The 6914-nt window shown below is 73.1% G+C and carries 7 protein-coding genes; 6 read left to right on the top strand and 1 reads right to left on the bottom strand.

Features of this window, described 5'->3' with window-relative positions; all coding sequences use genetic code 11:
* Nucleotides 1-398 (bottom strand): MarR family transcriptional regulator (locus DQW85_RS30240; protein WP_205315523.1); only part of this gene is annotated, 398 nt, incomplete at its 3' end.
* A gap of 50 nt (nt 399-448) precedes the next feature.
* On the opposite strand from DQW85_RS30240, the gene DQW85_RS30245 reads away from it, so the two are divergent.
* From DQW85_RS30245 to DQW85_RS30270, 6 genes are all read left to right on the top strand, one after another.
* Nucleotides 449-1693: an MFS transporter gene (locus DQW85_RS30245; protein ID WP_240197517.1), complete on the top strand. Its 1245-nt coding sequence runs from the start codon at nt 449-451 to the stop codon at nt 1691-1693.
* Nucleotides 1694-1880: 187 nt separating this feature from the next.
* The gene (locus DQW85_RS30250; RefSeq protein ID WP_113703224.1) at nt 1881-2951 is read left to right on the top strand and encodes a LacI family DNA-binding transcriptional regulator; all 1071 of its coding nucleotides are present in this window, start codon (nt 1881-1883) and stop codon (nt 2949-2951) included.
* Nucleotides 2952-3025: 74 nt separating this feature from the next.
* A complete protein-coding gene (locus DQW85_RS30255; RefSeq protein ID WP_240197518.1) occupies nt 3026-3862 on the top strand; it encodes a carbohydrate ABC transporter permease in 837 nt (278 codons plus the stop codon).
* Complete coding sequence (locus DQW85_RS30260) at nt 3859-4677, top strand: carbohydrate ABC transporter permease (protein ID WP_113703226.1); 819 nt, start codon at nt 3859-3861, stop codon at nt 4675-4677. Before DQW85_RS30255 ends, DQW85_RS30260 begins: the two co-directional genes overlap by 4 nt.
* Nucleotides 4678-4690: 13 nt before the next feature.
* Nucleotides 4691-5995, top strand: a complete 1305-nt coding sequence (locus DQW85_RS30265; protein WP_113703227.1) for an ABC transporter substrate-binding protein — start codon at nt 4691-4693, stop codon at nt 5993-5995.
* The coding region (locus tag DQW85_RS30270) for an ADP-ribosylglycohydrolase family protein (protein WP_162795493.1) at nt 5992-6914 on the top strand (923 nt) is incomplete at its 3' end. The genes DQW85_RS30265 and DQW85_RS30270, both read left to right, overlap by 4 nt.

A 6914-nucleotide genomic window follows, 5' to 3' on the forward strand; every position in this document is an offset into this window, starting at 1 on the left:
TGCGCTCCGAGCGCCTCGCCCAGCGGCGCGAGCGCACCCCCCGGCGTGCCGTCGTGACGGCGCACCTCCAGAACCGTCGCGTGCCCGCCCAGCGCGCACTCGGCGATCTCCCAGGCGTCCTCGCGCACGTCCACGGCCAGCGCCAGGGGGCCGTCCGGATGCGGTCCCGGCACCTGCGTGGGCCGGCCCCGGCCGTGCTCCGGGGCGGGCCCCTCGTGCAGCAACCCACACTCGGCCAGGTCGGCGACCAGCACCGAGGCGGTGCCCCGGGCCAACTCCAGGTCGCGGGTCAGCTGCGAGCGGGTGCGCGTCGCGCCGCAGTCGTGCACGGCGCGCAGCAGCCGCACCCGGTTGTGGGCGCGCAGCCCGACGCTCGTCGTGGCCCCGTTCATCGCCATTGTGCGATCCTCACGGCATTTATTATGCTCTAGACGTGAACATAAGTCACGTGGATGCCAGGCGTGCCCGGGCCGGGGTGTTCGGCTACTTCTTCCTGTCCGGTTTCGTCATGGGGTTGTGGGCGGCGGGGTTGCCGTCGCTCAACGACCGGCTGGACCTCGGCCCCGCCCGGCTCGGCGGCGTCCTGCTCCTCATCTCGGGCGGGGCGCTGGTGTCGATGCTGGTGGCCGGGCCGCTGGTGGACCGGTGGTCGAGCAGGACGGTCTGCTGGGTCGGCGGGCCCCTGTCCGCCGTCGTGCTGCTCGGGCCGGCCGTCGCGCCGGGCTACCCCGAACTGACGGTGCTCGCCGTCGTGTTCGGCGTGGGGCTGGGAGTGACCGAGGTGGCCATGAACGCCCACTCCGTCGAGGTCGAGCGCGCCTACGGGCGGCCCGTGATCTCGGCGTTCCATGGCACGTGGAGCCTGGGCGGGGCCGCGGGCGGCGCGCTGACGGCCGCCGTCCTGCGGGCCGGCCTGGACGCGCAGGCGCTGCTCGTCGTGGCGGCCTTGGTGGTGCCGTTCCTGTACGTGCCGCTGTTCCCCCTACTGCTGCCCACCCCGCCGAAACCCGCCGCCACCCCCGTCCAGAGCCCCTCCGGCAGTAACCCCGGCAGTGGCTCCGGCAGTGGCTCCGGGAATGGCTCCGGGAATGGCTCCGGCGGGCGGCTGCGCTGGAGTCTGGTCGCGCTGCTGGGCGCCGCCGCCTTCGCCGGGCACCTCGCCGAGGGGGCGGCCATCGACTGGGCCGCCCTGCACGCCCGCTGGGTCCTCGGCGCGGACGCCGCCGTCGCACCCATCGCCTACACGATCTTCGCGGTGGCCATGACGACCATCCGGCTGCTGGGCGACCCCGTCCGGGCCCGGCTCGGCTCCGTCCGCACGATCCGGCTCGCCGGCTTCCTCGCAGCCGCCGGATACGTCCTCGTCCTGGTGGCGCCGTACACGGGCGAGGCCCTTCGGGTCGCGTGCGCGTGGACCGGCTGGGCGCTGGTGGGCGTGGGGCTCGCCACGGTGGTGCCGGTCATCTTCAGCGCGGTCGGCGCGGCGGGCGGCCCCGTCGGGCGCGCGCTGGCACTGGTGACGGCGTTCGGCTACAGCGGGCTTCTGGTGGGGCCCGGGCTGCTCGGCTACATCGCCGAAGTGGCGTCCCTGCCGGTGGCGCTGGTCGTCCCCGCCGTCCTCGCCGCCGCCGTCGCCCTCACGGGCGCCCCCGCCATCCGTTCCCTCCGCCCCGACCTGACACGCGCCCCCTGACGCCGCGGCTCCCCGCCTCCGGGCCCTGACTTGGCCGCCTCGTAGGGTGCGTTTTGCCAGACATGCCGTTTACCTGATGTTATGGGATCGTGACTTGACCCTGGAGTTGCGCGAGTGTTCCATGTGCCAGACACCGTAAACGTTTACAGAAGCGTCGCGAAACGTTCACCCAGGCGGAAGGAAAGCCTTGGCCCAGGGACCCACGATCACCACGATCGCCAAGCGCGCGGGCGTCTCCATCGCCTCCGTGTCGCGGGTGCTGAACGGCCTGCCGACGAGGCAGGACACGGTGAGCCGGGTGATGGCGGCGGCCGAGGAGCTCGGCTACGTGCGCAACGCCGTCGCCCGGTCGCTCAAGTCGCGCCGCACCCACCAGGTCGCGTTCGCCATGGCGGACGTCGGCAACCCGGCCTACCTGTCCATGCTGCGCGAGATCCAGCCCGTGCTGAAGGACGCGGGCTACCGGCTCGTGCTGCACTCCACCGGAGCCGTCGTCGCCGACGAGATCGACGTCCTGCACAGCCTCGGCGAGCGCTACGTGGACGGGATGATCATGGTGCCGCTGCGCGTGACCGAGGCGCACCTGGAGATGCTCGCCACGGCCCGGGCCCCCGTCGTCGTGATCGGCTCGGTGCCCGAGGGCACGCCGGTCGACAACGTGCGGGCCGACTCCCGCACCGGCGTCCGGCTGGCGATCGACCACCTGCACGCGCTCGGCCGCCGCCGGATCGGGCTGGTCAACGGCCCGCTCGACACCGTCCCCGGCGCGGCCCGCGGCGCCGGCTACCGGGAGGCGCTCGGCGCGCTCGGCCTGCCGTACGACGACGAACTGGTGGAGATCGGGGACTTCTATCGCGACGAGGGCCGCCGCGCGGTGGCGACGCTGCTCGCCAGGCGGCCCGACGTCGACGCCCTCATGTGCGCGAACGACCTGATCGCGCTCGGCGCCCTCGACGTGCTGCGGGCCGCCGGCAGGCGGGTGCCTGAGGACGTGGCGGTGGTCGGCATGGACGACACCGACCTGGCGGCCGCCTCGTGGCCGTCGCTCACCAGCGTCTCCCTCGGCTCGGCCGAGCGGGGCCGGACCGCCGCCGAGCTGCTCCTCGACCGCCTGCAGGAGAGCGAGCACGCGCCCCGCGTGGTGACCGTTCCGCCCCGCCTCACGGTGCGCGCGTCCACGACCGGCGGCGAGGCCCCGCCGCGCGTCGGCGAGAGCGGGACCACCGGCTCCGGTGAGCCGGACGGGGGCGGGGGATGACCGCGACCCTGACGCGGCCGGCGCCGCCCGCGCCGCGTCCACGGCACGCGAGGCGGTCGCGGCGGACACGTGAGATGTGGGTGCTCATGCTGCCCGCCCTCGTGCCGGTCGCGCTGTTCAGCGTCGGGCCGCTGCTCTACGGGATCGGGCTGGCGTTCACCGACGCGCGCAACGCCCGCGACCACGAGACGAGCTTCGTCGGCCTGGAGAACCTCGTCCAGCTCCTGGCCGACGACGACTTCTGGTCGTCGTTCAGGATCGGGATGATCTGGGGCGTCTCGGTGACCGTGCTGCAGTTCCTCGCCGCGCTGGGCCTGGCGCTGCTGCTGAACCAGGACCTGCGGTTACGGAACGTGGCCCGGGTGCTCGCGGTGGTGCCGTGGGCGATGCCGCCGGTGGTCATCGGGCTCATGTGGAAGCTCGTCTACCACCCCGACGCCGGCATACTGAACGGCCTGCTCGGCACCGACGTCAACTGGCTGGCCGACTTCTCGCTCGCGCTGCCCGCGATCATCGTGGTGGGCGTCTGGACGGGGATGCCGCAGACCACGGTGGTGCTGCTGGCGGGCCTGCAGGGCATCCCCAGGGAGCTGTACGAGGCGGGCGAGGTCGACGGGGCGTGCCGCTGGCGGAGGTTCTGGAGCATCACGCTGCCCCAGCTCAGGCCCGTCATCGTGGCGATCACGTCGCTCGACTTCGTGTGGAACGTCAACCAGTTCGGCCTGGTCTACGTGCTCACCCAGGGCGGTCCCGGGGGGCGGACGCGGCTGCCCATGCTCTTCGCCTACGAGGAGGCGTTCAGATACAGGTACGCCGGCTACGCCTCGATGCTCGGCCTCGCCATGGCGGTCGTCGTCCTCGCGGTCCTCGGCCTCTGCCTGTGGCGGCAGATGAGGGAGACGGCCAGGTGAGACGTGCCCCGCAGTACCTGGCGCTGGCCGCCTACATCGCCTTCCTCGCCTTCCCGCTGGCCTGGCTGCTGTCCACGGCGCTGAAGACGCCGCAGGAGATGGCCCAGACCGACCCCACGTGGATCCCGCGCGCGCCGACGGCGGCCAACTTCGCCGACGCGTTCGGCGAGCAGGACCTGGTCGGCGCCGCCACGCGCAGCCTCGTCGTGGCGCTCATGAGCAGCGTCGTCACGGTGGTGATCGCGCTGCCGGCCGCCTACGCGATGGCCCGTCACCGCGGCCTGCTCAACCGCGTCGCGATCGGGTGGGTGCTGGTCAGCCAGGTGTTCCCGGTCATCCTGATCATCATCCCGCTCTTCGTGATCCTTCGGGACCTGGAGCTGGTGAACACGCTGACCGGCCTGGTGCTGGTGCACGTGACGTTCACGCTGCCGTTCGCCCTGTGGATGCTCCAGGGGTACGTGCGCGCGGTGCCGCGGGAGCTGGAGGAGGCGGCGGCCGTCGACGGCGCGAGCCGCCTGCGCTCGATCGGGGCCGTGGTCGCGCCGCTGCTCGCCCCCGGCGTGGTGGCGACGCTGCTGTTCGCGTTCATCTCGTCGTGGAACGAGTTCCTCTTCGCGCTCGTGGTCCTGCGCGACCCCGGGGTGATGACGCTCCCGCTGACGCTGGCCAGGTTCGTCGGCCCCGAGGGGGTGGCGAGGCTCGGCCCGCTGGCCGCGGCGTCTCTCATGGCGACGATCCCGAGCCTGGTCTTTTTCGCGATCATCCAGCGGCGACTGAAGTCCGGCCTGATGGCCGGCGCCATGAAGGGGTAGGTAGGAGGCCCACATGCGAATGAAGTCCGCGTTGGCGGCTGCCGCCGTCATCGCGCTGGCCGCCGGGTGCGGCAGCGGCGGCAGCGGGGGCGGGCAGGCCGAGCCGGGCGAGCCCGTCAAGCTCACCTTCCTCAGCCTGGCCTGGCAGAAGGAGTCGCTAGCCGCGAACAAGCAGCTCGTCGAGGAGTGGAACAAGGCCAACGCCGGCATCCAGGTCACCTACGTCCAGGGCAGCTGGGACAACGTCAACGACCAGCTCGTCACCCAGTTCGCGGGCGGCACCGCGCCGGACGTCATCCACAACGACTCGCCCGCGCTGTCCGGCTTCGCCGCCGACGGCTACCTGCTCGACCTGTCGGGCAGGCTGCCCGCCGACCTCAAGGCCGACATCCCGCGGCCCGCCTGGGACACCGTCACCTTCGGCGACGGCAAGGGCGGGCAGGGGGTGTACGGCGTGCCGTTCCTGCAGGAGTCGCAGGTCGTCATCGCCAACAGGAAGCTGCTCGACGCCTCGGGGGTCCGCCTGCCCACGCCGGACAACCCGTGGACGTGGGACGAGTTCGCCGAGGCGGCCAGGAAGATGACCAAGGACGGCGTGTTCGGCGTGGCCTGGCCGATGAAGTCCCCGGTCAACAAGACGCTCAACCTGGCGCTGAACTTCGGCGGCACGTTCTTCCGGACCGCGGGCGGCAGGACGACGGTCAAGGTCGGGCCCGAGGAGAAGCAGGTGCTCCAGCGCATCCACGACCAGCTCTACAAGGACAGGTCGGCCGACCCCGCCGCGCTCGGTCAGGGCACGGCCGACCCGCTGCCCGCCTTCTACAAGGGCGAGTTCGCGATGCTGCCCGCCGGCGTCTACCTGCGCCAGCAGGTCGCCGAGCAGGCGCCCGACGGGTTCGAGTGGGTGACGCTGCCGCCGCTCAAGGGCACCACCACCCAGCAGGGCGCGGTCTCACAGACACTGTCGATCGCCCGGGACAGCAAGCACCCGGACGAGGCCATGAAGTTCATCGCGTTCTTCCTCAACGGCCCGAACCAGGCCAGGCTCGCCAAGGGCGACTGGCTGCTGCCCACCTCCGTCAAGGCGGCCTCCGACCCGGCCATCACCACCAAGGAGAACGGCTGGGACGTGGCCACCGCCTCCGCCAAGGACCTCGTCGTGGCGCCGTTCCTCAGGGTGAACGGGTTCGACGAGTGGAAGAGCAAGGTGGCCACGCCGGTGCTGCAGGAGTTCTACTCGAACAAGATCTCCATCGACGAGGCGGCCAGGCGGCTCGTGGCGGACGGCGACAAGGTGCTGGAGCGGTACCAGCGGTGACACATCGCGACAGGGCCCGGGGGTGCCTGCTCGGCCTGGCGGCCGGCGACGCCCTCGGGGCCCCCGCGGAGAACCTCTCCCCGGCCGAGATCCGGCGGCGCTGGGGGCGGCTCACCGAGATCGAGCGCGGTGGCACGGACGACACCGAGTACGCCGTCTTCGCCGCCACCCTGCTGGCGCGGCACGGGCACGCGCTCACCTCCGCGGACGTGGCCGCCGCCTACCGCGCGGAGGTCGTCCCCCGGGTGACGGGGGCCATGCGGGGCGCCGGGTTCTCGGAGCGCGGCACGGTGGAGGCGCTGCGCCGCGGGCTGGAACCCCCGATGACCGGGCTGGTGCACCAGCACGGCTGGTCGGACGGTCTCGCGATGCGGGCGGCCCCTTACGGGGTGTTCTGTCCGGGGGACCCGGGCGAGGCGGCGCGGCTCGCGGAGGAGGACGGGCGGGTCAGCCAGTCCGGCGAGGGCATCCTCGGCGGGCGCGCCGTCGCCGGAGCCGTGGCCGCCGCCATGGCGGGACTGCCGCCACGGGAGGTGGTACGGGCGGCGCTGTCGGTCGTCCCGGCCGACTCGTGGACGGCGCGGAACGTCGAGCGGGTGTGCGAGGTGCTCCGCCGGGCCGGCGTCGGCGGGGCGCACGACGCCGGCAGGGCAGGCGTCGGCGGAGCGGACGAGCCCGGCAGGACCGGCTGGGAGGACGGGCTCGTCGAGGCGTTGCACGGGGCCGTCGTGGTCAGGCACTACCCGTGGGCGGACCTCGCCCCGGAGGCGGTCGCGCTGGCGCTGGCCGCGTACCTGGTGGGCGGGGGGGACGTGGAGGCGTCCGTGACGTTCGCAGTGAGCCTGGGCCGCGATGCCGACACGATCGGCGCCGTCGCGGGCGCCGTCGCCGGAGCCGGGCAGGGCGAGAGCGGCGTGCC

The sequence above is a fragment of the Nonomuraea lactucae genome (assembly GCF_003313395.1).
GTDB classification, from domain to species: domain Bacteria; phylum Actinomycetota; class Actinomycetes; order Streptosporangiales; family Streptosporangiaceae; genus Nonomuraea; species Nonomuraea lactucae.